We start from the raw sequence: 26973 nt of genomic DNA, 5'->3' as shown, positions 1-26973 counted from the left end.
ATATTTATTTTATATTTTCTATAATGACCTTAAAATATTATGATATTCTAACAGGCAGTACCATGTAAATATAATCTTCCTTGTTATCTTCATTTATAAAGCAAGGGTTATTTTTCCCAATTAAATTCAATTTAATTTTTTCATTTTCTATAACCTTTAAAAAATCAAGGAGATATTTTGAGTTGAAACCTATTTTTATGTCTTCTCCTTCTTTTTCAACAGTCACATTTTCTTCTACATTGCCGTATTCGGATGCAGAATTTATCTGCATGTTGTTTTCTTTTATGTCAAGAATTATGAGGTTGTTTTTGTCATCTTTTGCAAGAAGTGAAGCTCTTTCAACAGATTCTCTTATTTCAGTTGTGCTTACATTCACTGTTGTAACATAATTATCTTTTATTATTCCTTCATAATCAATGAATTTACCATCTAGCAGGTTTGATATTATTATAGTGTTGTCTACTTTGAAAGAAATATGGCTTTCAGAAATAACTATGTCTGTGTTTGCTTTGTTTTCCTCTATTATTCTTAAAATTTCAAGCATTGTTTTTGAAGGAACAACAACTGAAACTTCACCGCTGAAATCTATTTTTTCTTTTTTTACTGCCATTCTGTATCCGTCAAGAGCAACAAATGTACAAAGATTATTTTTAATTTCAATGAGGCAGCCTGTGAAAATAGGTTTAATATTTTCCTGTGCAGCTGCAAAATAAGTATACTTTATAAGATTTTTCAAAGATTCAGATTTTATTGAGAATGAATTTCCTTCATTGTCAAATGTGTTGTCAGGATATTCTGCTGCAGAATTTCCAAGTATGTTAATTTCTGAATTAAGACATTTTATTTCCATGTTGTTGTTTTCCATTGTTTCTATGTTCACATAGGAATTAGACGGCAGTTTTCTTACAAAATCTCCAATAAGTCTTGATTGCACAACTATTGATCCTTCTTCCTCTATGTCGCAGGGAGAATAAGTTTTTATTCCAAGGTCCAGGTCTGTGGCAGTCATAATGAGCATGTTGTTTTTTGCTTCTATTAGTATGCCTGACAATATTGGAAGAGGTGTTCTTGAAGAAACTGCTTTTTGTACAATATTAATTGATTTATTTAGTTCATTTTGGTTAATTCTAATTTTCATCTTTTACTCCTTTATAATTGGTTTGTTAACAATTGAAACTGAAAAAACATTTAATAGAAATATATAAAATAATTATTAGTAATATTAGTAGGCACTGTTAATTTGTTGAAAAGTTGTTGAAGCACTGAATTTTAAATCTTTAAAAAATTTATGGCTGTTGACAGATTAATTTTTTATCCAAAAGCTTAAAAATAAAAAATAATGTTATGAACAACCCCTAACAGTTTATCAACAGAGTAGTTAATTATTCAGCATGGAAATTAAATCGTCTACATTTTTTTTAATTTCCTGAGAATTTTCCATGTCTTCTTCAACCTTGTTGCATGCATGAAGCACAGTTGAGTGATCTCTTCCTCCAAATTCTTCTCCAAGCTTAGGAAGAGAATAATCCGTTAATTTTCTGGCTATATACATAGCAATTTGCCTTGGATATGCAATGTTTTTCGTTTTCTTTTTTGATACGAGGTCGTCCATTGATATGTTGTAGTAATTTGCAACAACTTCCTTTATATCAACAAGAGTGATTTTCTTGTTGCTGGAGATCAAATGCTTTAAGGCCTCCTGGGCAAGCTCAAGTGAAACTTCCTTTTTATTAGTGAGAGAAGCATAGGCATAAATACGTATGAGAGCTCCTTCAAGTTTTCTAATATTTGATTGAATGTGCTGTGCAATGTATGTGATTACCTCGTCAGGAACGTTGTAATTTTCAGCTTCAGCTTTTTTTCTCAATATTGCAATTCTTGTTTCATAATCCGGCGGCTGTATGTCTGCAATAAGTCCCCACTCGAAACGGGAGCGAAGCCTGTCTTCCAATGTTGGAATTTCGCTTGGAGGATTATCGCTTGAAACTATAATCTGTTTGTTTGCTTCATGAAGAGCGTTGAATGTGTGGAAAAATTCTTCCTGAGTACTTTCTTTACCTGCAATAAACTGAATATCATCCACCAGAAGTACATCAGCTTTTCTGTATGTGTTTCTAAACTCCTCATTTTTGCCGTCCTTTATGGAATTAATAAGGTCGTTTGTAAATTTTTCAGAAGTTACATAAAGAACATAGGCATCCGGGTTGTTGTCCAGAATATAGTGTCCAATGGCGTGCATCAAGTGAGTTTTTCCAAGACCAACTCCGCCGTATAAAAATAAAGGGTTGTATGCAGTGGATGGAGCTTCTGCAACAGCCAGGGAAGCGGCATGGGCAAATCTGTTGGAATTTCCTATTATGAAGTTGTCAAAACGGTACTTGGGATTTAATTTTCTGTCTACGTTTATTGCGTCAGTTTCTTCGGATGTGCTGTTTGTAGCAGTTCGTTTTGAATCTTCCTTGTCGATATTTTCGCCGGGAACCGTGAAAACAAGTTCCGTATCCTTCTTTAATACATATGTGAATGCATTTTTAAGAAAGTTGTAGTGTCTTTTCTTTAATGTGTTTTTTAAAAAATCATCTGCTGTTTCCAAATAAATTGTATTATTTTTATAAGCAACTATTTTAAGAGGCTTAAACCAAGTGTTAAAACTCACTTGATTTGTATCTTCTTTTACAATTTCCAGGACTTCGTTCCATAATTCTTCAAAGTTCATATAATTCCTCCGGTTGTTGATAAAAAAAATTAACATGTTGTTTATAATAAATGAAAATATATGTTAAATTATATGTTGTAAACAATTGTTAACTAAAAATGTTAACAATTTATAAAATTGATTATTCAACATTTTTTAAAATTTAATAACAGTTTGTCCATAGATTAAACATAAATAAAAAGTTATCCACAGATACATATCATACTATCATTTTTTATCCACAATTTCAATTTAATTTTATTTATTTTAAAAAATAATTGCATTCTTTAAAAAAATGTAGTATATTACAATAGCTATAATATTTTTAATTGTTGACATCGAAATTTAAAAATATTATAATTTAAAAACATGAAAATTTAAGATATTTATATAGATATCTGTAGTACAAGGAGGTGTTTTTCTGATGAAAAGAACTTATCAGCCAAAAAGAAGACAAAGAAGCAGCGAACATGGATTTATTAAAAGAATGAGCACAAAATCCGGAAGAAATGTTTTGAAGAGAAGAAGGGCAAAAGGTAGAAAGAAATTGTCAGCATAAGGCCGCGTATGTGGCCTTTTATTCCATTTTCAAACATAGGGAAAAACAATGATAATCATAAAAAACAACAAAGAATACAAATCTGTCTATAATTGTAAGGATTCCATATCTGATTACAATATTGTTTTGTTTGTAAAAAAAAACAATTTAGGTTATAACAGGTTTGGTTTTACTGCTGCAAAAAAAATTAAACTGGCAGTAAAAAGGAACATCATAAGAAGAAGACTGAAAGAAATAGTAAGGTTAAACGAGTGTAATTTAAAAGAAGGCTATGATTTTGTTTTGATGGCCCGTGTTAATGCTGCTGATTCAGATTACAAGAGTCTGGAAAAATCATTTTTTAAACTGATGAAGAAAAAGAAAATGTTAAAGGGTGATCTAAATAAGTAAGCTGTTAATTTTTATTATACGAATATATCAGAAATTTTCTTCGAACTCGGGAGTAAGACATTGCAGATTTTACCCCACATGTTCGCAATATTTTGTTGAAGCGTTACAAAAATACGGTTTTATAAAAGGCTCATACTTAGGAATAAAACGAATTCTCAGATGTCATCCATTTCATCCCGGTGGGTATGATCCTTTGAAATAATACGGAGGATAAACATGAATTTAGATTTTTTAGCAAAGCCAATGGGTATGCTTGTTAAATTGTTATACGACATGGTATCTGTTTTTGATACCCAATATCTTTCTGCTTATGCAATTTCAATAATTTTGTCAACCATAATATTTAAGTTGATAGTAATGCCGTTGACGTTAAAGCAGACTAAATCTATGAAAAAAATGCAGGAATTAAATCCAAAAATACAGGAATTGCAGGAAAAGTACGGAAAAGATCCTCAGACGCTTCAAAGAAAACAGATGGAATTGTACAAAGAAGCTGAATACAGTCCTTTTGCAGGGTGTCTGCCTATGTTGATTCAATTCCCTATATTAATTGCGTTTTTTTATGTTATCAGATCACCTGAAGTATATGTTTTTAAGAATCTGGAAGCATATGATTTAATAAATAAAGCATTTTTTTGGATCAATGACTTGAGATACACTGAAAATTTTATTTTTGAAGGCGGAATTGTAAATGGATTGTCAATGGGTGGAATGACACTTCCGTTCATTGGTGCAGCTGTTCCTATATTTGCTGCAATATCAGCATTTACAACATATCTGACAAGTAAAATGACAATGTCCACTCAGCCAGCAGGAAATGAACAGGCTATGGCTACACAAAAATCAATGAATATGATGATGCCTGTCATGATATTTGTTTTTGGTGTACAGTTCCCTGCAGGATTAGGATTATACTGGGTTGTTTCAAATGTATTTCAGTTGATACAACAATATGTTATTATGAATTCGTCCAAAAATCCGAAGGAGGAATTAAAATAGATGAAAAATGTAACTATTGAAAGATCTACAGTTGAAGAAGCTATTGCTGCTGCCTTGGAAGAACTGCATGCTGAGAAAGAAGAAGTGCAGATTGAAGTTATCAATGAGCCTTCAAAAGGTTTTTTCGGCTTGATAGGAAGCAAGGATGCAAAGGTCAAAGTAACCGTTACAAATGGTCCGGAAGAAAGAACAAAAAAATTCTTTGACGTCTTGCTTAAAAAAATGGAGATAGAAGCTGATTACCAGGTGGATTTTTCCGACAACGTTTTAAAAGTTGACATAGTTAAAATCGGAGAAGACGATAAAGGCATAATCATAGGCAAAAGAGGTAAAAATTTAGACGAAATTCAATTTCTTCTTAATTTGATAGTGAATAAAGGCAGAGAAAATTATGTGAGAGTTATTTTCAATGTTGAAGATTACAGAGCCAAAAGAGAAGAGACATTAAAGAAACTTGCAGCAAAAATGGCAGACAAGTGCAGGTACTACAAGCACAAGGTCAGACTCGAACCAATGAATCCTTATGAAAGAAGAATAATTCATTCTACTTTACAGGACGAAAAGGACATAATCACTTATTCTGAAGGTGATGAGCCTTTCAGAAAAGTTGTAATAGACTTAAAATAATCATATCATATAACCCGGACAACCGGGTTATATTTTATATACTAGGAATTACATGATAATACCACATGCAGCATTAAATATTTATGTACATTTGTGAAAAAATAATGTAAAATATATGTGAATTATAAAGAAAGAAACGGTGATAGGATGAACAGTGATACGATAGCTGCAATAGCAACATTTCCAGGCAATGCTGGTATCAATATAATAAGAATAAGCGGTGATGATGCACTTAGTATAGCTGAAAAAATTTTTGTCAAAAAAGGCAGAAAAACGGGTGAAGGCAATAATTTAAAGCCAAGATACCTTCATTACGGCCATGTGCAAGACAATCAGGGCAAAATTATAGATGAAGTGCTGCTTTCTTACATGAAGGGTCCGAATACCTACACAAGAGAAGATGTAGTGGAGATAAACTGCCATGGAGGAGTTATTTCTGCAAAAAAAATACTTGAGACAGTACTTCTAATGGGATGTCGTCCTGCAGAAAGAGGCGAATTCACAAAAAGAGCATTTCTTAACGGTAGAATAGACCTGACCCAGGCTGAAGCCGTCATAGATATTATTAATTCAAAGACAGATTCAAGCCATGCCATATCCATGAATCACCTTGAAGGCAGGCTTTCCAAGGAAATAAACAACATAATAGAAAAAATCATGGACATACTTGCTAACATAGAAGTAAACATTGATTTTCCTGAATATGATGAAGATGAAATCACAATTTCAGATGCAAAAGAATTTTGCGAGGAAATTTTAAATAAAATAGATAAATTAATCTCTACGGCTGATACAGGAAAAATATTCAAAGAAGGAATCAAGACTGTAATATTGGGAAAACCCAATGTAGGCAAATCATCACTCATGAATTTTCTGTTGAATGAAAACCGTGCTATTGTTACGGAAATCCCCGGCACCACAAGAGATACAATAGAAGAATATGTGAACATAAAGGGAATACCTTTAAGAATTATTGACACTGCAGGCATAAGAGACACAGAAGACACGGTTGAAAAAATTGGTGTTGAAAAGGCTCTAAGCAAAGTGGATGAAGCAGATCTTGTTATGATGCTATTTGATTCTTCAAGAGAACTTGAAGCTGAAGATGAGAAAATACTGCAGTATATACAGAATAAAAAAACAATTTATATAAAGAATAAGACGGATTTGGAAAACAAGCTTAATTTGTCTGGTTATGAAGACATAGAAAAAGAAGCAATCAATATTTCCGTGGTGAACAATCAGGGTCTTGATGAAATAATTGAAAAATTAAGCAGCATGTTTTTTGAAGGAGCAATAAATATTGAAAACGAGCTTATTATAAACAGCGCAAGGCACAAGAATTTGCTGATAAATGCAAAAAACAGCCTTGATGAGGTGTTAAAGTCAATTAACAACGGCATGACCATAGATTTTGTGGAAATAGACCTTAAGGAAACAATGGAAAATTTAGGTCTCATAGTTGGCAAGTCCGTAAGCGATGATTTAGTTGACAAAATATTCAATGAATTTTGCATAGGAAAATAGGAAGAGGAAACGAAATGGAAGACAAAGTAAGAGATTTTCTTGCAGAAGAAATAGATGTGGCTGTTGTGGGAGCAGGGCATGCAGGATGTGAAGCAGCTCTTGCAGCTTCAAGGCTTAATTTAAAAACTATCATGATAACCATGACGCTTGATTCAATAGCCATGATGCCGTGCAATCCTAACATTGGCGGAACAGCTAAGGGACACCTGGTGAGGGAAATTGATGCTCTGGGTGGAGAAATGGCTTTAAATATAGATAAAACTATGATACAATGTAAGATGCTGAACCGTTCAAAGGGACCGGCAGTTCATTCCCTCAGGGCTCAGGCCGACAAAAACAAGTATCACTCTGAAATGAAAAAAGTGATAGAAAATCAAAAAAACCTTGAAGTTGTGCAGGCTGAAGTTACAAGACTCACAGTGAATGATGACAAAACATTTAATGTCTATACAAAGGTAGGAGCATATTACAGGGCTAAATCAGTAATAATCACAACTGGAACATACCTTAAGGGCAGAGTATATATTGGAGAACTTAATTATTCTTCAGGACCAAATGGTTTGGCTCCTGCAAATGAGCTATCGGAATCATTGATGGATTTGGGAATAGAACTCAGAAAATTTAAGACTGGAACACCGGCTAGAATACACTCTGATTCTCTGGATTATGAAAAAATGGAAATTCAGTCAGGAGATGAAGAGATAATTCCTTTTTCATTCATGACTGATGGAATAAATATTGAACAAGTACCGTGCTATATAACATACACTACAGAAGAAACACATGAAATAATAAGAAAAAACCTGGACAGATCTCCTCTTTATGAAGGAGTTATAAAAAGCATTGGACCCAGGTACTGCCCTTCCATTGAAGATAAGGTTGTTAAATTTTCAGACAAGGACAGACACCAGCTGTTTGTTGAACCTGAAGGTCTTGACACAAAGGAAATGTACATTCAGGGAATGTCATCTTCTCTTCCATACGAAGTGCAGATTCAGATGTACAAATCCATGATTGGATTAGAAAATGCCAAAATCATGAGACCTGCTTATGCAATAGAATATGACTGCATTGACCCCACTCAGCTTAAAACAAGTTTGGAACTCATAAGCATTAAAAATTTATTTTTTGCCGGACAGGTGAATGGAAGTTCAGGTTACGAAGAAGCAGCAGCTCAGGGTCTCATAGCAGGAATAAATGCAGCCATGAGTTTGAAAAACAGAGAACCCCTTGTTCTTGACCGTTCAGAAGCATACATCGGTGTATTGATTGACGACCTTGTGACTAAGGGGACAAATGAACCATACCGCATGATGACATCAAGGGCTGAATACAGGCTAATTCTAAGACAGGACAATGCAGATGAAAGACTTACAGAAAAGGGTTATGAAGTGGGTCTTGTTACAGAAGAAAGATATAACAGATTTAAAACAAAGAAACAAAAAATAGAAGAAGAAATTGAACGCTTGAAAAACATAAAAATTACTCCGAAAAAAGAAGTAAATGAAATATTGGAGAGTCTTGGAAGCGCATCTTTAAAAATGCCTTTGAGCTTATATGATTTGTTGAGAAGGACAGAGCTTGACTACGACAACACTGCGGCTCTTGATGAAGAAAGACCGCTGCTCAACAAAGAAACAAAGGATTATGTTGAAACAGTCATAAAATATGATGGATACATTTCAAAGCAGATTAAGCAGGTAGAGCAGTTTAAAAAGCTTGAAAACAGAAGAATTCCAAGCAGCATTGATTATGACAGCATAGGAAACTTAAGGCTTGAAGCTAAGCAGAAACTTAACAGAATAAGACCTGATTCTATAGGTCAGGCTTCGAGAATATCCGGAGTGTCACCATCTGACATCAACGTACTTTTGGTGTACATGATGACAAACGCAGCCAAATCTCACGACAAAGGAGAAAATCTTGATTAAAACAATGGAAGAGGGTTTCAGACAACTGAAGTTGCCCTACAGCTCAGAAATTGAAAAGAAGTTCGTAAAGTACAGAGATCTTTTGAAAGAATGGAATCAAAAAATCAACATTACGTCCATTGAAGATGATGAAGAAATATATGTGAAGCACTTTTTAGACAGCATTGTTCTTCTGGACGAAGGAAATTTCTGCGAAAAGAAAAGTTTAATCGACATAGGTACAGGAGGAGGCTTTCCCGGATACCCTTTAAAAATTGTCAATGACGAACTGAGTGTTACTCTTTTGGACAGTCTGAGAAAAAGAATAGATTTTCTTGATATGGTCAGGAAGGAATTGAATCTTGAAGGAGTGGAACTCATTCATGGAAGGGCAGAAGACTTCGGTCAAAATCCAAAGTACAGAGAACAATTTGATATATGTGTTTCAAGAGCTGTGGCGCCTCTCAATGTTTTAGGTGAATACTGCCTTCCATTTGTTAAGGTGGGCGGATATTTTGCAGCATATAAAAGCGAAAATATTTCCAAGGAAATAACGGATTCTGAAAGTGCCATAAACAAGCTTGGGGGCAAAATTAAAGAAATTAAGGAAATTAATCTCCCCGGTTCAGAAATTTTAAGAAAAATAGTAATTATTGAAAAAATAGAACAGACAAACAGCAAGTACCCGAGAAAAGCGGGAAAACCAAGTAAAGATCCATTAATATGAGGGGGAGATAATTTTGATAAGCAGTATAGTAAATATAGATGTTAACAAAATAATTCCTAATAAAAATCAACCAAGAAAAATTTTTGATGACAGGGCTCTGGAAGAGTTGAGTCAATCCATCAAAAACTATGGCATTATACAGCCCATAACTGTAAGAAAAATTTATGATGATATTTATGAGATTATTGCCGGTGAAAGACGCTTTAAAGCTGTAAAGCTTCTAGGCAGGGAGACTATTCCTGCAGTAATCATTGAAGTAAAGGAAGAAGAATCAGCTGCAATGGCACTTATTGAAAATTTGCAGCGTGAAGATTTGGATTTTATTGAAGAAGCCATGGCTTACGAAAGACTTATTGAAGACTTTGAGCTGAATCAGACACAGCTGGCAGAAAAACTTGGTAAATCACAGTCTACAATAGCTAACAAAATGCGTATATTAAAGCTTCCGGAATCAGTAAAACAAAAAATCAGAGAAGGAAGTTTAAGTGAAAGACATGCAAGAGCTCTTTTGAAATTAGATGATGAGGAGCTGCTTTTAAGCATAGTGGAAAAAATAATAAAGAAAGACCTTAATGTAAGTGAAACTGAAAAGCTTGTAAGTTCCATAGCAGAGGATGTGAACCTCAAGAAAATTAAGGACAAGCGCTATGTCAGAAATTTTATTAATTATAAAATTTATATCAACACAATAAAGAATGCTTATAACGAAATAGTTAAAACAGGCATAGAAGCGAGATTTGAGCAGGAAGAATCGGAAGAGTTCATTGAAATAAAGGTGAAAATTCCTAAAAAAAGCATGTAGAGGGTGAAAGTATGGCTAAAGTCATAAGCATATTCAATCAAAAAGGCGGAGTGGGAAAAACAACAACTAATGTTAACCTATGTGCTGCGCTGGCTCTGAAAGGCAAAAAAGTTCTCAGCATCGACATAGATCCCCAGGGCAATTCAACCAGCGGGTTCGGTGTCAATAAAAATGAACTTGAGTATACCATTTATGATGTATTGATTGAAGATTATGATATTAACAAAATAATATGCAAGACAAATATTGAAAATCTGGAGCTGGTTCCTGCAAATATACAGCTGGCTGGAGCTGAAATAGAGCTTACAAACACAAAGTACAGGGAGAAAACTCTTAAAGAAAAGATGAGTATGCTGGACAATAAATATGATTTTATCATAATAGACTGCCCCCCCTCATTGGGACTTTTGTCATTGAATGCACTGACTGCTTCAAATACTGTTCTAATACCCATACAGTGTGAATATTATTCATTGGAGGGTGTTGGACAACTCATTGATACGGTTAAGCTCGTAAGAAAAAATTTAAATCCTAAACTTGATATTGAAGGAGTTCTTCTTAATATGTTTGATGGAAGAACAAATCTATCAGTGCAGGTTGTTGAAGAAGTAAAGAAATATTTTAAAGATAAAGTGTACAGGACTGTGATTCCAAGAAGCGTAAGATTGGCTGAAGCACCTAGCTTCGGGCAGCCCATCATGCTTTATGATGAAAAATCAAAGGGAAGCGAAGCATATATGAAACTTTCCGAAGAAATCATCAAGAATAACTAGGAGGATAACATGGCTATTAAAAGAAAAGCCTTGGGCAAGGGTTTGTCAGCATTGATACCGGAGGAGCTGGAAAAGGAAGATATAAAAAAAATCGAAGAAATAGATACAAATTTAATATGTCCTAATCCAAATCAGCCCCGTAAGGTTTTTGAACAGGATAAACTTGAGGAACTGACTGAGTCCATTAAAAAATATGGTGTAATCCAGCCTATTATCGTCAGAAAAGACAATGACATATACACAATCATAGCAGGTGAAAGAAGATGGAGGGCATGCAAGAACGCCAACATCAAATCAATGCCATGTATTGTCAGGGACATTGAAAATAAAAACGCCTCGGAAATAGCCTTGATTGAAAACATACAAAGAGAAGATTTAAATCCCATAGATGAAGCCAATGCTTATGATTTTATTATGGACAGATACGGCATAACACAGGAAGAAGTTTCAAATATTGTAGGAAAATCAAGGGTTTATGTTACAAACATAATGAGGCTTTCAAATCTTGACAGCTATGTTAAGGAAAAAATAGTAAACAATGAGATTTCTGCCGGACATGGAAGAGCAATACTTAGCTTATCTCCAGAAAAACAAATTGCCATGACTAACCTTATCATAAAAGAAGATTTAAGCGTGAGGGATGTTGAAAAGCTTGTAAGGGACACGAAGAAACCAAAAAGAAGAGTTCAGCCCGAAAAGGACAAATACCTGGCATATGTTGAGGAAATGCTTACAGATAGATTTTCTTCAAGAGTAAATATTAAAAGAAACAAGAATAAGGGCAAAATTGAAATAGAATATATTAACAATGAAGATTTGAACAGAATATTAGATTTGTTGAAAATAGAAGATTAATCAGCTAAAAGGTGATTTTTCTTTTCATTTATTGACAAACGTTTACAATTTTGGAGTTTATTAATATTTGAACAAACTTCAATATACTAAACAACAAAAAATCTTTACTTTTTGACAACTATAAAAAAAATGGATAAATATAATAATGTAAAAAACGTTTACAGAATTAATAAAAGTAAATACAACCAGTGTTAAATTTTCTAAAATATTTAATTGGTTCATTTGATTGACATTATATTAACAAAAATATATAATGGGAACAAATATCTGTTCAAAATAAACTAGGGAGGTTATTATTTTGATTAAAGGACTTGATGTTAGAGCTAATGAAAGGCAGTTTATTGAGCTTAAAGAGTACATTGACTCAATCAGACAATCACAGGGCATATTGATGCAGACTCTGCACAAGGCTCAGGAAATTTTCGGCTATCTTCCAATTGAAGTGCAGAAATTTATTGCTCATGAGGTAGATGTTCCGCTGGCTGAAGTTTATGGAGTTGCTACTTTTTACACACAATTTTCTATCACGCCAAAGGGAAAACATAAAATAGGAGTATGCCTTGGAACAGCATGTTATGTTAAGGGTTCACAGCTGGTTTTGGACAAGTTGTCAAAAGAGTTAAACATAAGTGTTGGCGGCACAACTGAAGATAACGAGTTCACACTTGAGGCTACAAGATGTCTGGGTTGCTGTGGTCTTGCTCCTGTTATGATGATAGACGGTGATGTATACGGTAAGTTGGAACCTAAAAAAATTCCAGAAATTTTGGCCAAGTATAAAGATTAAGGGGGACGCTTATGAAATCTTTGGAAGAATTGAAAAAGTTAAGAGAAGAGTCAATTAAGAATATTGAAATGAGAAATACAGATAAGGATATTAGAGTTGTTGTTGGCATGGCAACATGTGGAATATCTGCAGGTGCAAGACCGGTTCTTACAACTTTGGTTGAAGAGGTTGCTAAAAGAAATTTAGGCAATGTGCAGGTAGTGCAGACAGGATGTATTGGAATGTGCACTTTGGAACCTATTGTGGAAGTATATACTGCTGATAAAGAAAAAGTAACCTATGTTCATATTGATCCGGAAAAAGCAAAAAGAATTGTGTCGGAACATTTGGCAAACAACAATATTGTTGTTGAGTATACTATAGGTTCAGCTGAAAAACAGTAGAAGTGGAGGAGAAGCGATGAAGATTTTCAGATCTCATGTTTTGGTATGTGGCGGAACTGGGTGCAGTTCTTCAAATTCTGCTTTGATTAAGCAAAGATTTGAAGAAAAAATTAAAGAATTAAAGTTGGATGAAGAAGTACAGGTTGTTGCTACCGGATGTTTCGGTCTGTGCGAAGAAGGACCTGTAGTTATAATATATCCTGAAGGCTCGTTCTATGCAAGAATGACTGTAGAAAGAGTAGATGAAATTTGCGAAGAACATCTGTTGAAGGGAAGAATTGTAAGAAAATACCTGTTTGATGAAAGTGCAAGAGAAGAAAAAATCAAGCCTCTCAGCGAAGTAGAATTTTATAAAAAACAAAAAAGAGTTGCTTTAAGAAACTGCGGAGTTATAAATCCAGAAGATATAAGTGAATATATTGCAAGAGACGGCTACATGGCATTAGGAAAAGTTTTGACAGAAATGACTCCCACAGAGGTAATACAGCTTGTAAAGGATTCCGGTTTAAAAGGTAGAGGGGGAGCTGGTTTCTCTACAGGAATGAAATGGAGTTTTGCAGCTCCAAACCAAGCTGACCAAAAGTATGTAATCTGTAATGCTGACGAAGGAGACCCTGGTGCATTCATGGACAGAAGCGTTCTTGAAGGAGACCCCCATGCTGTTTTAGAAGCAATGGCTATTGCAGGATATGCTATTGGAGCTACAAAAGGTTTTATTTATGTGAGAGCAGAATACCCTATTGCTGTTCACAGATTGGAAATTGCAATAAAACAAGCTAAAGAAGTAGGCCTTATAGGAAAGAATCTTTTTAACACGGGTTTTGATTTTGATGTTGAAATAAGACTTGGTGCAGGAGCATTCGTATGCGGTGAAGAAACAGCCCTTATGCAGTCAATAGAAGGCAAGAGAGGAATGTCAAGGAACAAGCCTCCATTCCCGGCAAACAAGGGATTGTGGGGTAAACCTACAATCATAAACAATGTTGAAACATTGGCCAATGTTCCTCAAATTATTTTAAACGGTCCGGACTGGTTCAAGAGCTTCGGTACTGCAAAATCCCCCGGAACAAAAGTATTTGCACTTGGCGGAAAAATCAATAACACAGGTCTCGTTGAAGTTCCTATGGGAACATCTCTGAGAGAAGTTATATACGATATAGGCGGCGGATGTCCGAACAATAAAGAGTTCAAGGCTGTTCAGACAGGAGGACCATCAGGAGGATGTTTGACTAAAGATCACCTGGATATTCCTATAGACTATGACAATCTTACTGCTGTAGGCTCAATGATGGGCTCAGGCGGAATGATTGTTATGGATGAAGACAACTGCATGGTTGATATAGCAAGATTTTTCCTCGATTTTACAGTTGATGAGTCCTGCGGAAAATGTACACCATGCCGTGAGGGAACAAAGAGAATGCTTGAAATTCTAGATAAGATAACAGAAGGCAAAGGCACTATGGAAGACCTGGATAAGCTTGAAAAGCTTGCTGTTAATATAAAGGAAACATCATTGTGCGGTTTGGGACAAACAGCTCCTAACCCTGTTTTGTCAACGTTGAGATATTTTAGAGATGAATATGAAGCTCACGTTTTGGAGAAAAGATGTCCTGCTGGAGTTTGCCAGTCACTCTTAAGATATATTATCACCATGGATTGCAAGGGATGTACAAAGTGTGCGAGAATATGCCCTGTTGGTGCAATTGAAGGTAAAGTGAAGGAAATTCATGTTATCAATCAGGATAAATGTATTAAATGCGGCGCTTGTATGGATGCTTGTACATTCCATGCTATCATTAAAAAGTAAGGAAGGCAGGTGTTATAATTGGATAAAGTAAATGTAACTATAAATGGAATAACGGTAAATGTCCCAAAAGATTATACGGTATTGATGGCTGCAAGAGAAGCGGGAATTGATATACCAACACTTTGTTTTTTAAAGGATATCAATGAAATAGCTGCTTGCAGGGTATGCGTTGTAGAAGTAGACATTAAGGGTGTACCAATGCGTAATCTTCCTGCATCCTGTGTACTTCAGGTTCAGGACGGAATGAATGTAAGAACAAACACTCCAAAGGTAAGAAATGCCGTAAAGATGAATGTGGAATTGATTCTTGCAAACCATAACAGAGAGTGTCTAACATGCTTGAGAAACGGCACATGCGAACTTCAAAAGCTTTGCGATGAGCTTGGTATTGATGATATTGAGTTCCAGGGAGCTAAAAGAGAAGCTAAAATAGACAATCTGTCATATTCAATAGTAAGAGATTCAAGCAAGTGTATATTGTGCGGAAGATGTGTGTCCACATGCAGAGACGTACAGGGAATAGGTATACTTGATTTTACAAAAAGAGGCTTTAAAACAGAAGTTGCTCCTGCATTCGATTACAGCATGAAGGATGTTCCATGCGTATACTGCGGTCAGTGCATTCAGGCATGTCCTGTTGCAGCGCTGAGAGAAAGATCTTATATAGATGATGTATGGGATGCAATAGATGATCCGGAAAAATTTGTTGTAGTTCAAACTGCTCCTGCAGTAAGGGCATCACTTGGTGAAGAGTTCGGATATCCCGTAGGAACAGATGTTACAGGAAAAATGGTTTCAGCCTTAAAAAGGCTTGGATTTGATAAGGTATTCGACACAAACTTTTCTGCAGATCTTACAATACTTGAAGAAGGAACTGAGCTTTTGAGCAGAGTGACAAACGGAGGAAAACTTCCAATGATCACATCTTGTTCACCAGGATGGATTCGTTACTGCGAGTTGAACTATCCAGAATTTTTGGATAATCTGTCTACATGCAAGTCACCTCAGCAGATGTTTGGAGCTATTGTGAAGTCATATTATGCAGAAAAAGAAGGAATTGACCCAAGCAAGATAGTATCAGTTTCTGTAATGCCTTGCACTTCAAAGAAGACTGAAGCTAACAGACCGGAAATGGAAGTTGACGGATACAGAGATGTTGATTATTCACTTACTACAAGAGAGCTGGGTGATATGATTAAGCGCGCGAGAATAAGCTTTACAAAACTTCCTGATGAGCATACAGACAGTATTCTTGGAGATTACACAGGAGCCGGCGCAATATTCGGAGCAACCGGCGGTGTTATGGAAGCAGCTCTTCGTACGGTTGCGGACATATTGACAGGCAAAGACCTCGAATCAATCGAATATCAGGCAGTCAGAGGTATAGAAGGCGTTAAGGAAGCAAGCGTGGTTCTTCCTATAGGTGGAGTTGACACTGAAGTTAAAGTAGCTGTAGCTCACGGTACTGCAAATGCAGCAAAAGTGCTTGAGTCAGTGAAAGCAGGTGAAAAGGAGTATCATTTCATAGAAGTTATGGCATGTCCGGGGGGATGTGTTCACGGCGGAGGACAATCTCATGTTTCTGCAAAGGCAAGGTTGGATGTTAATCCTAAAGTTAGCAGAGCAAATGCACTCTATGAGCTTGACCGATCGCTTCCTATGAGAAAATCACACAAGAATCCTGAAGTTATGAAACTTTATGAAGATTATCTGAAGGAACCTAACGGTCATTTATCACACAAACTTCTTCACACTCACTATACAAAGAGAGATTCTTACGAAATTGAGCAGGAAGAAGAATTTGCAAAGATGCTTGAAAAATTAGATAAATAATAAAAGAAGAGATTTTCCCTAAGGAAAATCTCTTCTTTTCATCAGAAAACCATTCAATTGTGGACAACTATTTTTTTTATTTCATCGGCTGTTGATACAATGTAATCAGCGCCTTCATCTTGCAGAACTGAAGAATTTCTGAAGCCCCATAAAACTCCAATGGACTTTATTCCTGCATTTTTTGCAGTTCGTATATCTATTTCAGTGTCTCCTATGTACACGCATTGATTTTTTTCTGCTTTGAGTTCACATATTATGTCAAGGAGAGAAGCAGGATCTGGTTTTGCCTGGTAGCCGTCCTTTAGGCCGCTCACATATTGAATTTTATCTCCAAAAGTTTGAGAAACTATTTTTTTTGTAAAATCATCAGGTTTGTTTGATAAAATTGCCGTCAATATGCTTTTTTTATTAAGATAATCAAGCATATCCAGTATTCCTTCATAAGGTTTCGTGTGGTCAAGCATATGCTTATTATAATATGTGTTGTAATGAAAAAGAAATTCTTCTATTGTATTCTCATCATAATTTTCAAAATACTCATCTAGGATGCTTTCAACAACCTTTCGCCTTCCTGTTCCAAGAAGCAATTTGTACTTCTGTGAATCTACGTGATGCAGATTAAATTTATCAAGGGCATAATTGCATGCTGCTTCTAAATCCTCTGCAGAATCCATCAATGTGCCGTCCAAATCAAATATTGCAGCTTTAAACATAAGATCCTCCATATAATTGTTAATTACATAGTAACACATTAAGTTCCTTAATTGAAGCATTATTAAGCCAAATATTTGCTTTATGACATCTGTCAGATATGATATAATGATTAAAAACAATTTAGCAGGTGATTAAAATGTTGCTTATTAAAAATGGAAGAATAATTGATCCTTATTCCGGAAGGGATGAAGTTGCAGACATATTGACTGATGATGATAAAATAATTAAAATAGCTGAAAATATTGATGCTCACGAATGCTGCATAGTAATAGATGCTTCAGGAATGGTTGTTGCTCCGGGGCTCATAGATGTTCACGTTCATTTCAGGGACCCTGGTTTTACCTACAAAGAAGATATTCTTACAGGTGCATATGCAGCAGCGAGGGGAGGATTTACAACGGTTGTTTGTATGGCTAATACTAATCCGGTCGTGGACAATCCTGAAACATTGAAATACATTATGAATCAATCAAAAAAATCTCCTATAAATGTACTGCAGGCAGCATCTATTACAAAAGGCATGAAGGGTAATGAAATAGTTGACATGGAATTACTCAAGAACAATGGTGCAGTGGGATTCACTGATGACGGGTACCCTATTATGAACACAGCCATAGTGCTTAAAGCCATGGAAGAAGCCAGACGCCTAAACGTTCCAGTCAGCTTTCACGAAGAAGATCCAAATCTCATAAAAAGTGCAGGTGTTAATGAAGGGATAATATCTGAAAAACTTGGTATGGGGGGAGCCTCCCATCTGGCTGAAGATGTAATGGTAGCAAGAGATTGTGCATTAGCTGTTTCCATGGGAGCAAAAGTGAACATACAGCACGTAAGCTCAGGTAATGCGGTGGAAATAATAAGATGTGCAAAAAAAATGGGTGCATTTGTAACGGCAGAAGCTTCACCTCATCATTTTTCAATGACAGAGGATGATGTTCTCACATATGGAGCAAATGCAAAAATGAATCCTCCGCTTAGGACTGAAGCTGACAGGATGAAAATAATTGAAGGACTCAAGGATGATACCATAGAAATCATTGCAACGGATCATGCCCCTCACAGCAGTGAGGAGAAAGAAAAAGAGTTTTCCAAGGCTCCAAGCGGGATTACAGGTCTTGAAACAGCATTGTCAGTAGGTATTAAATACCTTGTGAATGGAGGGCATTTGAGCATTTTAAAATTGTTGGAGAAAATGACAATTAACCCTGCAAGGTTGTACAATCTTAATACCGGTATATTGAAGGAAAATTATCCTGCTGATATGGTGATTTTTAATCCTGTGGAAAGCTGGGTAGTTAATGAATTTTATTCTAAATCAAGGAACTCACCTTATTACGGAAGGGAACTGCAGGGAAAAGTTAAATTTACCATATGCAGGGGCAAAATAGTATACGAAGATAAATGATCAGTTATGGATGTAGTTATACCCAAAGAGCAAAAGCCACATATAATATTACAAATACAAGAAGCAGGTGATATAATGATTTATTTAGATAATGCAGCCACCACATACCCAAAGCCTAAATCAGTTTATAAAAATGTGATGGACGCCATGACAAAGTACGGGGCTAACCCTGGAAGAGGCAGTCATGCCATGGCCATAGAGGGTGCAAGAGTAATATATGAAACAAGAGAACTACTGGCAGAACTGTTCAATCTCGATGATCCCATGAAGGTTATTCTTACATTCAATGCAACAGATGGATTAAATATGGCAATAAAGGGTATACTAAGACCAGGCGACCATGTTGTAACAACAGCAATGGAGCATAATTCGGTCTTAAGACCTATAAAAGAACTGGAAAATATTGGAGTTGAAAATACAATAGTATCCTGTTCTCATGAAGGAAAAATAAATGTGCAGGACATAGAAGCAGCCATAAAGACCAACACAAGGATGGTTGTCACAACTCATGTATCGAACTTGACAGGAACTATATTTCCAATTGAAAAAATCGGAGAAATGTGCAAGAGGAGAAATGTTCTTTACTTGGTAGACGGTTCTCAAAGTGCAGGCGTACTAGAGATAGACATGCAGAAACAACACATAGATTTTTTAGCTGTACCCGGACACAAAGGCCTTCTTGGTCCGCAAGGTACAGGAGCTTTGTTGATTAACAGCGATGCTGAAATAAAGGAACTCAAAGAGGGTGGAACAGGAAGCGAATCAAGCAACCCTCATCAGCCAAATTTTTATCCGGACAAATTAGAAGCAGGTACTCATAACCTACCGGGCATTGCAGGTCTCAATGCAGGGTTAAAGTATATTTTAAACAAGGGCACAAAATCGATTTTAAGCCACGAAAAAAATATTCTTGAGACATTCATCAATGAGATGAGAAAAAATCCTAAAATTGTAATTTATGGCCCAGAGGACATAAATGACAGAAGCGGCGTTGTTCCGGTCAATATTGCAGGAATGGATTCTTCAGAAGTTGCATATATTCTTGACACGGAATACAACATTGCAGTCAGACCGGGACTTCATTGTGCTCCATTGGCTCATAAGACAATAGGTACTGAAAATATAGGTGCAGTAAGATTTGGCATAGGACCATTCACAAAAAGATCAGACGTAATTGCAGCAGTAAAAGCACTAAATGAAATTTCAGAAAGATAAGGTGTTTTGACAAGAAAATTGTAAACCAATTTTCTTGTCAAAACATTTAATAATTTTTTAATGCAATGTATTTTTATATTTGTTATAATTAGTTAACATATTTTAACAAGGATAGACTATGAAAAAGACAATTATATTTATTTCTGTGGTTTTAATAATTGTAGTTGGAATATTGTATTCAACCTATGGAGAAGAATTTTTTTCAGCACTGGATGAGAAAAAAGTTTACAGCATTGTAAATATAAAAAGTACTCATCTTGACACTCTGGATGAATACAAATTCTTTGATAGAGGTATAATTACTTACAACAATCAAAAGATGAAGTTTATCAATTATGACAACTCAAGCATTTGGGAAAGTGAGAATGCAGTCTTTTCTAAAAAAATCTTCGTAACTGACAATTACATTTTTAGACAGATGGAAAACAGCACAGAAGTGATTGACAAGAATAATCAAAGGTATGTAGTAGCTGAAATTCCAGGTGATATCTTAAATGTTTCACGTGAAAATGATGAAACATATATGGTTGTCAAGACAGATACAGGGCAAAACTCGCTGTACATAATGAATGATAACAATGAAGTTGTTGTTGACAATAAAAAATTTGATGAAATTATTACTGGGGTAGCCATCGGGGATAAATCTGAAGGTTATTCATTAATAACGCTGAACTTTGAGAAGGGTATTCCCGAGAATACACTTTATTTCAATCTTCTTGATGATGTTGAGCTTTGGAACACTACAATCGAAAATGAATTATTGGTTAAAACTCAGATTGTAAATAATAATATAATAGCCATAGGTGATAAGAATATATATTACTATAACACAAATGGCAAATTAATGTGGAAGAACAGCATATACAATAGGATTTCAGATATAGAAATCCATAAGGAAAGTCAAAAAATATACATGCTGTATGATCACGATGATAGTACCGAGTTAATTACATATAATTTTGAGGGAAAGATTAAGGAAATTATAAATACACCTGCTGGCATGAAAAATGTTGAGGTAATTGATAACAAAATAATTGTCAGCAATGAAAATGCAATATTTCTTATTCATGGAAGCAAATTGGATAAAATATTTGAGGATAACCAAGACAGCATTAAAGACTATGTGTTGGAAGGAAGTACTATAAAAATATTATTCAAGGACAAGCTAGTATCTGGCATAATCAAATAAATATGTTATAAAAGGAGGGAACAAATGAATTTTATTGATATTCTAATTGTGATTTTTGTAGTTTACTCATGTTTTCAAGGTTATAGAAGAGGATTCATAAAGACTCTTTTTGACACACTTGGCACAATCGTTGCATTTTTTGTAAGCAAAGAGTTTTATTACATAGTTGAAAGTTTTCTTTTGAACAACACTAAATTATTTGTGAAAATTCATGATTTCTTTGAAAGCAAGCTGTCAAGCAGTATAGTTGAAACATTTAAGAATCCGGATCATCTGCCGGCAGAACTGCAAAATGTTGTGAGCAATATATTGAATTCAGGAACAGTTAAACAAGTAGACACATTTTCATTGTTTGTAGACAATATAAGCCTCATAACCATAAGGTCAATTAGTTTTATAATCACATTTTTGATTATATATGTGGCGCTGGTTGTATTATCAAACCTGATAAATGTTATATTTAAGCTTCCATTGCTTAATTTAACAAACAGAATTTTTGGAGGGGCAACAGGTATACTTAAGAGTGCTGTAATATTGTATCTTGTATTTGCACTGAGTTCGCCCATAATAAGTTTTATGCAGGACAGTTCCTTATCACAAAGTGTTTTAAATTCGGAATCAAGTAAAATATTCTATGATAACAATATATTGTTGAATTATTTATCTTATAAAGGTTTCTACAATAATTAGGAGGAAATATGAAAGTAGTTGACGCAAGGGGCAAGTTATGCCCACAGCCTGTTATTTTGACTAAGAAGGAATCAGATGCAGGCGAGAATGAACTAACTGTAATAGTAGACAATGAAACAGCAAAATCAAATGTGCTGAAATTTGGAACTAAACTTAATTTTAATACAAGAACAGAAGATAAAGACGATGGGATTTATGTATATCTTAACAGAGAAGTTTGTAATGAATGTGAAGTTATAATCGCTGAGGAATCTGAGAAGAACAACACAGTCAATAAATCGCAGAAAAAAGGTTTTGTATTTGGATCAGATAAGCTAGGCAAGGGATCAGATGATTTGGGTAAAATACTGATGAAAAGTTTCATATATACAGTGTCCGAGAAAAAACCATATCCGGATTTCATGGTATTTTTAAATTCAGGAGTTAAACTGACTGTTAAGGGATCCGATTCTTTAGATGATCTGAAGAAGCTTGAAGAAGGTGGAGTTAAAATTGTTTCATGTGGAACATGTTTAAATTTCTTTGAAATTACAAATGATTTAGAGGTTGGATCAGTATCAAATATGTATGATATAGTTGATTTGATATCAGAATCTGACAATACTGTTATGATATAAAGGAGAATATTATGCCAATGCAGTTAAACGTGGGAGATGTTGTAAAACTTAAAAAGAAACACCCATGCGGAGGATATGACTGGGAAATTCTTAGGGTTGGTGCAGACTTCAGAATAAAGTGCACAACGTGTGAACGACAGGTATGGCTTCCCAGAAGTGAAGTGGAAAGAAGAATTACTAAGATTGTCAGTCAGGTTCAGACACCATCTGATCTTCCAAAGAATGATGAATAAAAAATAAGAATAGTAATAAATATTTGTTGACATATGGTTTGAAATGTAATAATATAATTAAAAAGTAAATACCTTTAATCTGGCACAGAGAGGCTGGGAAGGAAAAGTGATCTTAGAGACTTAAGTCTTCCTTGCTGTGCATGGAAGATTTTTTTATATACTGGAAAATTCTCTTACAAGTATATAAAAACGAGGATTACAAAGGAAATTTTTTTCACAACTTTAAAGTAGTCCGGAGAGGCTAATAAGGAGGAAATATGTTAAAGGGCAGAAGTTTAATTGAACCAATGGATTTATCACTGGAGGAACTTGATGAGCTGTTGAATCTGGCAGGAAAAATCATCGAGAATCCGTCAGCATATGCAGATGTATGCAAGGGAAAAATACTGGCAACACTATTTTATGAACCAAGCACAAGAACAAGATTGAGTTTCGAAGCAGCAATGCTTAGACTTGGGGGCAGCGTAATGGGATTTTCTTCGGCTGACTCAAGTTCAGCAGCAAAAGGAGAAAGTGTTGCAGATACAATAAGGACAATTGCATGCTATGCAGACATTGCAGCAATGAGACATCCTAAGGAAGGTGCACCAATGGTTGCAGCCATGAGCACAGACATGCCTGTTATAAACGGAGGAGACGGAGGTCATCAGCATCCAACTCAGACATTGACAGATTTATTGACAATCAGAACATTAAAAGGAAGACTTGATAACTTTACTATTGGATTATGCGGTGATTTGAAGTTCGGAAGAACTGTGCACTCACTTATAAAGGCACTTTCAAGATATGATAATATAAAATTTGTTCTTATTTCCCCTGAGGAATTGAGAATACCTGACTATATAAGAGAAGAAATACTGATTAAGAACAAAATTGAGTTTAAAGAAGTTGAAAGACTTGAAAATGTAATGGATGAACTGGATGTACTTTACATGACAAGAGTGCAAAAAGAAAGATTTTTCAATGAAGCTGACTATATTAGATTGAAAGACAGCTACATTTTAGACTCAGAAAAAATGAAAAGCGCAAAAAGTGATATGATAGTCCTGCATCCTCTTCCTAGGGTCAATGAAATTTCAACAGAAATTGACTCTGATCCGAGAGCAGCATACTTCAAACAAGCAAAGTACGGAATGTTCGTAAGAATGGCATTGATAATGGAATTGTTGGGGGTGGAGATATAATGTTGAACATAGATAGCGTAAACAAAGGTTTAGTAATTGATCACATTCAGGCAGGTAAAGCAATGCAGATTTACAAGTATTTAAATCTTGATAAGATGGACTGCAGCGTTGCAATTATTAAAAATGCCAAAAGCAAGAAGATGGGTAAAAAAGACATTATCAAAATTGAGGACAAAATAAATCTGGATCTTGATGTCCTGGGGTTCATTGATCCTAACATTACTGTTAACGTAATAGATAACGGAGAAATAATCAGAAAAATCAATCTTGAATTGCCTTCAGCTATTGAAAATATAGTTAAATGCAAGAATCCAAGATGTATTACTTCAATTGAGCAGGAAATTGTAAATAAATTTAAGCTCACTGACAAAGAAAAGAAAATATACCGCTGCGTATACTGTGATACAGCTTACGAACAGAATTAATAAATATAGCTGATGAAATATCATCAGCTATAATCATATGCTGAATTAAATGGAGGTATAAAATGATTGCAGACAGATTATTCAAACTGGTGGAAGAAAAAGGCCACGTTTGTGTGGGCCTGGATACAGACTATAGTTATTTGCCAAAGAATTTTGCTGATAAGTTTGAAAGTAAAGCAGTGGCAATATATAATTTCAATAAAGAAATAATAGATGCAACATATGATGTAGTTTCCTGCTACAAGGTACAGATAGCATATTATGAAGCATTAGGAATTGAAGGTATGAAAGCCTATTCTGATACTTTGAAGTATATAAAGCAAAAAGGCATGATATCCATTGCTGACATTAAAAGAGGAGATATTTCCAAGACTGCTGAAATGTACGCAATGGGTCATTTTACAGGGGATTTCGAAGCAGATTTTGTAACACTTAATGCTTATATGGGAATTAACGACAGCCTTGAACCTTTCTTAAAATATGTCAAAGAAAATGACAAGGGGATATTTGCCCTTGTGAGAACATCCAACAAGGGGGCAAAAGACTTCCAGTATATAAGAGATGAAGACGGTGTTCCTCTGTATGAAACAGTTGGTGAAAGAATACAGTTACTGGCTGAGGAAAATGTGGGAAAATGCGGCTTCAGTTCAATTGGTGCAGTTGTTGGAGCAACGAACAACGAAGAAGGATTAGCTCTTAGAAACAAGATGAAATCAGTCTTTCTGCTCATACCAGGGTACGGAGCACAAGGGGGAAAAGCAGAAGACATAGCAACATATTTGATCTGTGGAAACGGTGCTGTAGTAAATTCATCAAGAGGAATACTGCTAGCATATAAAAATGAAGAAAACGGGGAGCATGATTTTGCAATGTGTGCCCGAAGAGAAGCTATCAGGATGAGAGACGACATAAGAGCTCACATTTAGGAGGTACAATGAAGGTTGTTAAAAGCAAAATTATAAAAAATGAAAAAGTATCAAAAAATATATACAGGCTTTCTTGCGAATTTGCAGGCATTATAAAACCGGGACAATTTTTTATGCTTAAAACCCTTGATAATTCTTACCTGCTGCCGCGTCCTATAAGCGTGCACGATTTATGTGAAAATAAAGTTGTGTTTCTTTACAGGACTGAAGGAAAGGGAACAACTAAAATCAGCACTTTGAGAGAAAATGATGAGATTCAGCTTTTCGGACCCTTGGGAAATGGATTTGACATTGACAATTTAAGCGGAAAGACGGCAGTTGTTGGAGGTGGAATAGGCATAGCTCCTCTTTTGTACCTTGTAAAAGTACTTGGTAAAAATGCAGATGTTTTTCTTGGTTTCAAAGATGAAGAAAATTCATATGTTGTTAATGAATTTAAAAAGTACGCAGACAGAACAATTGTAGTTACAGAAGACGGAAGTATGGGTGAAAAAGGTTTTGTAACAGATTTCATCAGTTATAAGGAATATGGAACGGTTCTCACATGCGGACCTGAAATTATGATGAATAAAATAATAAATAATTGTATGGAAAATAATGTAAAATGCTATGTATCTCTTGAAAGAAGAATGGCATGCGGCATGGGAGTGTGCCTTGGCTGCACTGTTGAGACAAAAAACGGAAATAAAAGGGCATGCAAAGACGGTCCGGTGTTTTCAAGCGATGAACTGGTAAGAGGTGAATGATGGCAAACTTAAAAATCAATGCAATGGGATTGGAATTTAAAAACCCGGTTTTGACTGCATCAGGAACATATGGCTTTGGAGAAGAATTTTCTGAAATTTATGACGTTTCAATTCTTGGAGGAATTTGCAGCAAAGGCCTTACACTGAACGGCAGAAGCGGGAACACAGGCATTAGGTTGTGGGAAACACCCATGGGTCTCATGAACAGCATAGGGCTTCAAAACCCGGGAGTTGACAGTTTCATCCATCAGGAGCTTCCAAGAATGAAAAGCTACAACACCATAATTGCAGCAAATCTTGGAGGACACTGCGATGAAGATTATTATGAAGGTATTTACAAGTTAAATGAAACAGATGTAGACCTTATTGAACTGAACATATCATGTCCAAATGTAAAGAGCGGAGGAATGGCATTTGGAATAAAGTCAGCTGTTGCATATGATATTGTGTCAAAGCTTAGAAAGATATGCAAAAAACCGCTTATGGTGAAGCTTTCCCCCAATGCGGAAAATATATCTGAAATGTCCATAGCCTGCGAAGCTGCAGGAGCAGATGGAATATCACTAATCAACACCGTACAGGCTCTTGCCATAGACATAAAAAAGCGAAAGGCAGTATTTGACAACATTTATGCAGGACTTTCCGGTCCATGTGTTAAACCCATAGCTCTTCGAATGGTCAGAGATGCAGCTAAATCCGTTAAAATTCCGGTTTGCGGGCTAGGAGGAATAATGAGCGCTGAGGATGTTGTTGAGTTTATTATGGCAGGTGCCACGCTTGTTCAAATAGGTACAGGCAACTTCATAAAACCCGACATTGCCGTAGACATAATAAACGGACTATCAGAGTACATGGACAGAGAAGGTATTAAATCCCTTGATGAGATAAGAGGGATCATTTAATAAATTAAGAGTGAAGAGTTAAGAATTAAGAATGAAAATAATAAAAGATAAAA

General features: G+C 35.3%; 29 protein-coding genes. 26 read left to right on the top strand and 3 right to left on the bottom strand.

Features of this window, described 5'->3' with window-relative positions; all coding sequences use genetic code 11:
• Positions 1 to 37 precede the first annotated feature (37 nt).
• Positions 38 to 1138 (bottom strand): DNA polymerase III subunit beta, encoded by a 1101-nt coding sequence (gene dnaN / locus LY60_RS02760; protein ID WP_145079623.1) that lies wholly within the window; start codon positions 1136 to 1138, stop codon positions 38 to 40.
• A 240-nt stretch (positions 1139 to 1378) separates the two neighbouring features.
• Complete coding sequence (gene dnaA, locus LY60_RS02755; protein ID WP_145079620.1) at positions 1379 to 2716, bottom strand: chromosomal replication initiator protein DnaA; 1338 nt, start codon at positions 2714 to 2716, stop codon at positions 1379 to 1381.
• A gap of 403 nt (positions 2717 to 3119) precedes the next feature.
• On the opposite strand from dnaA, the gene rpmH reads away from it, so the two are divergent.
• The 15 genes from rpmH (at position 3120) to LY60_RS02680 (ending at position 16674) form a co-directional block, all read left to right on the top strand.
• Positions 3120 to 3254 carry a 50S ribosomal protein L34 gene (gene rpmH / locus LY60_RS02750; RefSeq protein WP_019228796.1) on the top strand — a complete coding sequence of 45 codons (135 nt, stop codon included), beginning with the start codon at positions 3120 to 3122 and terminating at the stop codon, positions 3252 to 3254.
• A gap of 48 nt (positions 3255 to 3302) precedes the next feature.
• On the top strand, positions 3303 to 3644 hold the full coding sequence (gene rnpA / locus LY60_RS02745; RefSeq protein ID WP_019228795.1) for a ribonuclease P protein component: 342 nt from the start codon (positions 3303 to 3305) through the stop codon (positions 3642 to 3644).
• Positions 3637 to 3846, top strand: coding sequence for a membrane protein insertion efficiency factor YidD (yidD, locus tag LY60_RS02740; protein ID WP_083851547.1), 210 nt, complete (start codon positions 3637 to 3639; stop codon positions 3844 to 3846). Before rnpA ends, yidD begins: the two co-directional genes overlap by 8 nt.
• A 14-nt stretch (positions 3847 to 3860) precedes the next feature.
• A complete protein-coding gene (locus LY60_RS02735) occupies positions 3861 to 4643 on the top strand; it encodes a YidC/Oxa1 family membrane protein insertase (RefSeq protein WP_145079618.1) in 783 nt (260 codons plus the stop codon).
• Positions 4644 to 5270, top strand: coding sequence for an RNA-binding cell elongation regulator Jag/EloR (gene jag, locus LY60_RS02730; RefSeq protein ID WP_019228793.1), 627 nt, complete (start codon positions 4644 to 4646; stop codon positions 5268 to 5270). It abuts the gene before it with no gap.
• A 147-nt stretch (positions 5271 to 5417) separates the two neighbouring features.
• A complete protein-coding gene (gene mnmE / locus LY60_RS02725) occupies positions 5418 to 6797 on the top strand; it encodes a tRNA uridine-5-carboxymethylaminomethyl(34) synthesis GTPase MnmE (protein WP_145079794.1) in 1380 nt (459 codons plus the stop codon).
• A gap of 14 nt (positions 6798 to 6811) precedes the next feature.
• Positions 6812 to 8728, top strand: a complete 1917-nt coding sequence (gene mnmG, locus LY60_RS02720) for a tRNA uridine-5-carboxymethylaminomethyl(34) synthesis enzyme MnmG (protein WP_145079615.1) — start codon at positions 6812 to 6814, stop codon at positions 8726 to 8728.
• Between the two features lie 4 nt (positions 8729 to 8732).
• Positions 8733 to 9434 (top strand): 16S rRNA (guanine(527)-N(7))-methyltransferase RsmG, encoded by a 702-nt coding sequence (rsmG, locus tag LY60_RS02715; RefSeq protein WP_145079791.1) that lies wholly within the window; start codon positions 8733 to 8735, stop codon positions 9432 to 9434.
• 13 nt (positions 9435 to 9447) lie between these two features.
• Entirely contained in the window at positions 9448 to 10236 is a 789-nt protein-coding gene (gene noc / locus LY60_RS02710; protein WP_145079612.1) for a nucleoid occlusion protein, read from the top strand.
• 11 nt (positions 10237 to 10247) lie between these two features.
• Positions 10248 to 11009 carry a ParA family protein gene (locus LY60_RS02705; protein WP_145079609.1) on the top strand — a complete coding sequence of 254 codons (762 nt, stop codon included), beginning with the start codon at positions 10248 to 10250 and terminating at the stop codon, positions 11007 to 11009.
• A 9-nt stretch (positions 11010 to 11018) separates the two neighbouring features.
• Positions 11019 to 11864, top strand: a complete 846-nt coding sequence (locus LY60_RS02700) for a ParB/RepB/Spo0J family partition protein (RefSeq protein ID WP_145079606.1) — start codon at positions 11019 to 11021, stop codon at positions 11862 to 11864.
• 301 nt (positions 11865 to 12165) lie between these two features.
• The gene (nuoE, locus tag LY60_RS02695) at positions 12166 to 12651 is read left to right on the top strand and encodes an NADH-quinone oxidoreductase subunit NuoE (RefSeq protein ID WP_040582244.1); all 486 of its coding nucleotides are present in this window, start codon (positions 12166 to 12168) and stop codon (positions 12649 to 12651) included.
• Positions 12652 to 12662: 11 nt separating this feature from the next.
• A complete protein-coding gene (locus LY60_RS02690) occupies positions 12663 to 13034 on the top strand; it encodes a (2Fe-2S) ferredoxin domain-containing protein (RefSeq protein ID WP_145079603.1) in 372 nt (123 codons plus the stop codon).
• Between the two features lie 16 nt (positions 13035 to 13050).
• On the top strand, positions 13051 to 14841 hold the full coding sequence (nuoF, locus tag LY60_RS02685) for an NADH-quinone oxidoreductase subunit NuoF (protein ID WP_145079600.1): 1791 nt from the start codon (positions 13051 to 13053) through the stop codon (positions 14839 to 14841).
• Between the two features lie 18 nt (positions 14842 to 14859).
• Complete coding sequence (locus LY60_RS02680) at positions 14860 to 16674, top strand: NADH-dependent [FeFe] hydrogenase, group A6 (RefSeq protein ID WP_145079597.1); 1815 nt, start codon at positions 14860 to 14862, stop codon at positions 16672 to 16674.
• A 53-nt stretch (positions 16675 to 16727) separates the two neighbouring features.
• Here the strand turns inward: LY60_RS02680 and LY60_RS02675 are convergent, their stop codons facing one another.
• Positions 16728 to 17387: an HAD family hydrolase gene (locus LY60_RS02675; RefSeq protein WP_170226083.1), complete on the bottom strand. Its 660-nt coding sequence runs from the start codon at positions 17385 to 17387 to the stop codon at positions 16728 to 16730.
• A 137-nt stretch (positions 17388 to 17524) separates the two neighbouring features.
• On the opposite strand from LY60_RS02675, the gene LY60_RS02670 reads away from it, so the two are divergent.
• From LY60_RS02670 to LY60_RS02620, 11 genes are all read left to right on the top strand, one after another.
• On the top strand, positions 17525 to 18793 hold the full coding sequence (locus tag LY60_RS02670; protein ID WP_145079591.1) for a dihydroorotase: 1269 nt from the start codon (positions 17525 to 17527) through the stop codon (positions 18791 to 18793).
• Positions 18794 to 18868: 75 nt separating this feature from the next.
• The gene (locus LY60_RS02665) at positions 18869 to 20008 is read left to right on the top strand and encodes an aminotransferase class V-fold PLP-dependent enzyme (protein WP_145079788.1); all 1140 of its coding nucleotides are present in this window, start codon (positions 18869 to 18871) and stop codon (positions 20006 to 20008) included.
• A 118-nt stretch (positions 20009 to 20126) separates the two neighbouring features.
• A complete protein-coding gene (locus LY60_RS02660) occupies positions 20127 to 21197 on the top strand; it encodes a DUF5711 family protein (protein ID WP_145079589.1) in 1071 nt (356 codons plus the stop codon).
• A gap of 24 nt (positions 21198 to 21221) precedes the next feature.
• On the top strand, positions 21222 to 21887 hold the full coding sequence (locus LY60_RS02655; RefSeq protein ID WP_145079586.1) for a CvpA family protein: 666 nt from the start codon (positions 21222 to 21224) through the stop codon (positions 21885 to 21887).
• Positions 21888 to 21895: 8 nt separating this feature from the next.
• On the top strand, positions 21896 to 22504 hold the full coding sequence (gene yedF, locus LY60_RS02650) for a sulfurtransferase-like selenium metabolism protein YedF (RefSeq protein ID WP_145079583.1): 609 nt from the start codon (positions 21896 to 21898) through the stop codon (positions 22502 to 22504).
• A gap of 11 nt (positions 22505 to 22515) precedes the next feature.
• The gene (locus LY60_RS02645) at positions 22516 to 22737 is read left to right on the top strand and encodes a DUF951 domain-containing protein (protein WP_145079580.1); all 222 of its coding nucleotides are present in this window, start codon (positions 22516 to 22518) and stop codon (positions 22735 to 22737) included.
• A 257-nt stretch (positions 22738 to 22994) separates the two neighbouring features.
• On the top strand, positions 22995 to 23921 hold the full coding sequence (gene pyrB / locus LY60_RS02640) for an aspartate carbamoyltransferase (RefSeq protein WP_145079577.1): 927 nt from the start codon (positions 22995 to 22997) through the stop codon (positions 23919 to 23921).
• Positions 23921 to 24346: an aspartate carbamoyltransferase regulatory subunit gene (locus tag LY60_RS02635; protein ID WP_145079574.1), complete on the top strand. Its 426-nt coding sequence runs from the start codon at positions 23921 to 23923 to the stop codon at positions 24344 to 24346. The genes pyrB and LY60_RS02635 overlap by 1 nt, the downstream gene beginning before the upstream one ends.
• A gap of 62 nt (positions 24347 to 24408) precedes the next feature.
• Complete coding sequence (pyrF, locus tag LY60_RS02630; protein WP_145079571.1) at positions 24409 to 25272, top strand: orotidine-5'-phosphate decarboxylase; 864 nt, start codon at positions 24409 to 24411, stop codon at positions 25270 to 25272.
• An 8-nt stretch (positions 25273 to 25280) separates the two neighbouring features.
• A complete protein-coding gene (locus LY60_RS02625; RefSeq protein WP_145079567.1) occupies positions 25281 to 26018 on the top strand; it encodes a dihydroorotate dehydrogenase electron transfer subunit in 738 nt (245 codons plus the stop codon).
• Positions 26018 to 26920 (top strand): dihydroorotate dehydrogenase, encoded by a 903-nt coding sequence (locus LY60_RS02620; RefSeq protein WP_145079564.1) that lies wholly within the window; start codon positions 26018 to 26020, stop codon positions 26918 to 26920. Before LY60_RS02625 ends, LY60_RS02620 begins: the two co-directional genes overlap by 1 nt.
• Positions 26921 to 26973 lie beyond the last annotated feature (53 nt).

The organism is Sedimentibacter saalensis (assembly GCF_007830175.1).
GTDB classification, from domain to species: domain Bacteria; phylum Bacillota; class Clostridia; order Tissierellales; family Sedimentibacteraceae; genus Sedimentibacter; species Sedimentibacter saalensis.
Note: the sequence above shows the minus strand (reverse complement) of the source record. Positions and strands in the feature narration are given on the sequence as shown.

Bases quoted from the DNA above. Each gene is read 5' to 3' on its own strand.
- yedF (WP_145079583.1), top strand. From the start codon at position 21,896: ATGAAAGTAGTTGACGCAAGGGGCAAGTTATGCCCACAGCCTGTTATT.
- LY60_RS02735 (WP_145079618.1), top strand. From the start codon at position 3,861: ATGAATTTAGATTTTTTAGCAAAGCCAATGGGTATGCTTGTTAAATTG.
- pyrB (WP_145079577.1), top strand. From the start codon at position 22,995: ATGTTAAAGGGCAGAAGTTTAATTGAACCAATGGATTTATCACTGGAG.
- rpmH (WP_019228796.1), top strand. From the start codon at position 3,120: ATGAAAAGAACTTATCAGCCAAAAAGAAGACAAAGAAGCAGCGAACAT.
- LY60_RS02660 (WP_145079589.1), top strand. From the start codon at position 20,127: ATGAAAAAGACAATTATATTTATTTCTGTGGTTTTAATAATTGTAGTT.
- mnmE (WP_145079794.1), top strand. From the start codon at position 5,418: ATGAACAGTGATACGATAGCTGCAATAGCAACATTTCCAGGCAATGCT.
- rnpA (WP_019228795.1), top strand. From the start codon at position 3,303: ATGATAATCATAAAAAACAACAAAGAATACAAATCTGTCTATAATTGT.
- pyrF (WP_145079571.1), top strand. From the start codon at position 24,409: ATGATTGCAGACAGATTATTCAAACTGGTGGAAGAAAAAGGCCACGTT.
- LY60_RS02620 (WP_145079564.1), top strand. From the start codon at position 26,018: ATGGCAAACTTAAAAATCAATGCAATGGGATTGGAATTTAAAAACCCG.
- LY60_RS02645 (WP_145079580.1), top strand. From the start codon at position 22,516: ATGCCAATGCAGTTAAACGTGGGAGATGTTGTAAAACTTAAAAAGAAA.
- dnaA (WP_145079620.1), bottom strand. From the start codon at position 2,716: ATGAACTTTGAAGAATTATGGAACGAAGTCCTGGAAATTGTAAAAGAA.
- jag (WP_019228793.1), top strand. From the start codon at position 4,644: ATGAAAAATGTAACTATTGAAAGATCTACAGTTGAAGAAGCTATTGCT.
- LY60_RS02700 (WP_145079606.1), top strand. From the start codon at position 11,019: ATGGCTATTAAAAGAAAAGCCTTGGGCAAGGGTTTGTCAGCATTGATA.
- LY60_RS02655 (WP_145079586.1), top strand. From the start codon at position 21,222: ATGAATTTTATTGATATTCTAATTGTGATTTTTGTAGTTTACTCATGT.
- LY60_RS02675 (WP_170226083.1), bottom strand. From the start codon at position 17,387: ATGTTTAAAGCTGCAATATTTGATTTGGACGGCACATTGATGGATTCT.
- LY60_RS02635 (WP_145079574.1), top strand. From the start codon at position 23,921: ATGTTGAACATAGATAGCGTAAACAAAGGTTTAGTAATTGATCACATT.
- nuoF (WP_145079600.1), top strand. From the start codon at position 13,051: ATGAAGATTTTCAGATCTCATGTTTTGGTATGTGGCGGAACTGGGTGC.
- rsmG (WP_145079791.1), top strand. From the start codon at position 8,733: ATGGAAGAGGGTTTCAGACAACTGAAGTTGCCCTACAGCTCAGAAATT.
- mnmG (WP_145079615.1), top strand. From the start codon at position 6,812: ATGGAAGACAAAGTAAGAGATTTTCTTGCAGAAGAAATAGATGTGGCT.
- LY60_RS02670 (WP_145079591.1), top strand. From the start codon at position 17,525: ATGTTGCTTATTAAAAATGGAAGAATAATTGATCCTTATTCCGGAAGG.
- LY60_RS02705 (WP_145079609.1), top strand. From the start codon at position 10,248: ATGGCTAAAGTCATAAGCATATTCAATCAAAAAGGCGGAGTGGGAAAA.
- LY60_RS02690 (WP_145079603.1), top strand. From the start codon at position 12,663: ATGAAATCTTTGGAAGAATTGAAAAAGTTAAGAGAAGAGTCAATTAAG.
- LY60_RS02665 (WP_145079788.1), top strand. From the start codon at position 18,869: ATGATTTATTTAGATAATGCAGCCACCACATACCCAAAGCCTAAATCA.
- dnaN (WP_145079623.1), bottom strand. From the start codon at position 1,138: ATGAAAATTAGAATTAACCAAAATGAACTAAATAAATCAATTAATATT.
- LY60_RS02625 (WP_145079567.1), top strand. From the start codon at position 25,281: ATGAAGGTTGTTAAAAGCAAAATTATAAAAAATGAAAAAGTATCAAAA.